Source organism: Peptoniphilus duerdenii ATCC BAA-1640, from assembly GCF_000146345.1.
GTDB classification, from domain to species: domain Bacteria; phylum Bacillota; class Clostridia; order Tissierellales; family Peptoniphilaceae; genus Peptoniphilus_B; species Peptoniphilus_B duerdenii.
On the sequence record NZ_GL397071.1, the window covers coordinates 613,731 to 616,362 of the forward strand.

The following is a 2,632-nucleotide window of genomic DNA, read 5'->3' on the forward strand; positions in this document are numbered from 1 at the left end:
CATTAAAATGGTGAAAGTTTTAAGCGAAATGACAAAGATTTTAGGAATAAAAATTTCGTTCAAAGAGTTTATTAAGGAAAACAGTATTGAAAAGATATCATTCTTATTAGAAAGAAAGACTAGTAACTCTAAAAGTAATATTTATCCATATATGAGACATAATTCAGACAACGAATATGAAGAGTTTCCATTAACTGATGTTCAGATGGCATACTTATTAGGCAGAGATGAAAAATTTGCATTAGGTGGAGTATCTACGCATGGATATTATGAAATTTTAACAAAATTAGATATAAAAACGCTTGAAATTAATTTAAATAGATTGATTCAAAAACAGCCTATGTTAAGAACAATTATAAATGATAAAGGCAAGCAACAGATGCTAAAAAATGTACCTTATTATAAAATCAAAACTACAGATCTTACTAGTTTAGATGTTAAAGATGTTAATAAGGAGATAATTAATGAAAGAAAGAGAATGTCGCATCATGTATTTGATGTTAGTGAATGGCCTCTTTTTGAGTTTAAAGCATTTAAAATTAGTGAGTCTGAATATTATCTATTTATTGGTATAGATTTACTGATTGCTGATGGAAGTAGTATGAGAATATTGGTTAAGGGTTTGTTAGATAATGATATTAAAACATCAACCAATCTATTCAACTATAAGGATTACGTAGAAGCATTGGAAGATTTCAAGAACAGTGAAACCTATTCAGATGATAAAAAATATTGGGAAAACAAGATTCTTTCATTACCTTCTTCGCCGGGATTGCCATTAAAAGGAAGTATTAATGAGATAATCAAACCTTATTTTAAGAGATGTGAATCTGTTGTTGGCAATGAATTATGGACTAGAATTAAATCTATATCAAGAAGCGAAGGAATAACAGTATCTTCTTTATTGTATTCTGCTTATGCATATATATTGGGATATTGGAGTAATCAACCAGAGCTAACAGTAAATGTAACTGTATTTACAAGGTATCCATTTAATGAAAATGTTAATAATATAATTGGAGATTTTACATCAGTTATATTAGTTGATAGTGATGTAAAAAATGTAACAAACTTTTGGGATTTCGCAAAAAAGAGTCAAAAAAATATGCTTGAAGCATTAGAACATAGACATTACGATGGAATTAATGTTATACGAGAAATTAAAAAGAAAAAAGGTTTGCAGAATCAGGCCATAATGCCAGTAGTATTTACAAGTTTACTGTTTTCAATGGATGAAGAAGATAATTCTACAATAAATGATCTAGGTGAAATAAAGATGGGCGTAAGTCAGACATCACAAGTTTATCTAGATTATCAGGTTATGGAAACCAAAGAAGGGTTATCAGTTACATGGGACTATGTGGAAGAACTGTTTGATGAATCTATGATAAATCAAATGTTCAATCAATATATTTCCTTGATAGAAAGCCTAGCGGGAGAAAATGTTGTATACCCAAGCTTAAGTGATCGTGATAATAGTTTGGTAAAATCATATAATGAAACTGAGGAAGATATTCCATCTACTACAGTACAAGATGAATTTAGTAAAATTGTAGAAAAATATCCTGATAAGGTAATAGTTAAGGATAAAAACGGAGGCATTACTTGTAAAGAATTAGATGAAAAATCTGCTCAAATATGTAATTTTTTGCTTGAAAAAGGAATACAGCAAGGGGATGTAGTAGCAGTTTTAGGAGAACGAAAAAAGGAAACGATAATAAATATCCTCGGAATATTGAAATCGGGAGCAGCTTATGTTGCAATTGATCCGGACCATCCGTTAGAAAGACAAAAATATATTTTGAAAAATAGCGGAAGTAGTCTATATATTGATAAAGATTTTTATGAAAGAAACAGTATTTCTAATTATTCCTCAGCTAATCCTCAAATAGAATATGATCCTAGTGAACTAGCATATATTATATATACATCAGGAAGCACAGGAAAACCTAAAGGGGTAGCTATAACTCATGAAGCTGCAATGAATACTGTTATAGATATTAATAGGAAGTTTAGTGTAGATAAAGAAGACAAGATAATAGGCTTATCTTCAATGTGTTTTGATTTATCGGTATATGATATTTTTGGAAGTTTAACAACTGGAGCAACATTAGTGGAAATACCGGATATTCATGATATGCATTATGTGTCTGAGATTATTGAGCAAGAAGGGATAACCATTTGGAATTCTGTTCCAGCAGTAATGGATATGTTAGTTAGTAATAATGAGATACAAAACAAGGATTTAGAAATAGATTCGGATGATATTATAGATGTAAAATTAGAAGAAAGTAGTTTACGATTGGTATTATTAAGTGGAGATTGGATACCAGTCAGTTTACCAGAAAAGATTAAAGAGCAGTATGAAAACGCTGAGGTAATAAGTCTTGGTGGAGCTACAGAAGCATCAATATGGTCAATCTATTATCCAATTGATAAAGTAGATGCTTCATGGAAAAGCATTCCATATGGTAAACCATTAGCAAATCAAGAATATTATGTGCTGAATTATGATCTTGAAGATTGTCCAGTTGGAGTTGCGGGGGAATTATATATAGGCGGCAAAGGACTGGCAAGAGAATATTATAGAGATGAAGAAAAAACAAAATCTGCATTCATAAATCATTCTAAA

1 protein-coding gene is annotated in these 2,632 nt (G+C 30.2%); it reads left to right on the top strand.

All coding sequences use genetic code 11. The features are described 5' to 3' along the window. Positions 1 to 28 precede the first annotated feature (28 nt). A partial coding sequence (locus HMPREF9225_RS10310) for a non-ribosomal peptide synthetase (protein WP_169304146.1) occupies positions 29 to 2,632 on the top strand: 2,604 nt, incomplete at its 3' end.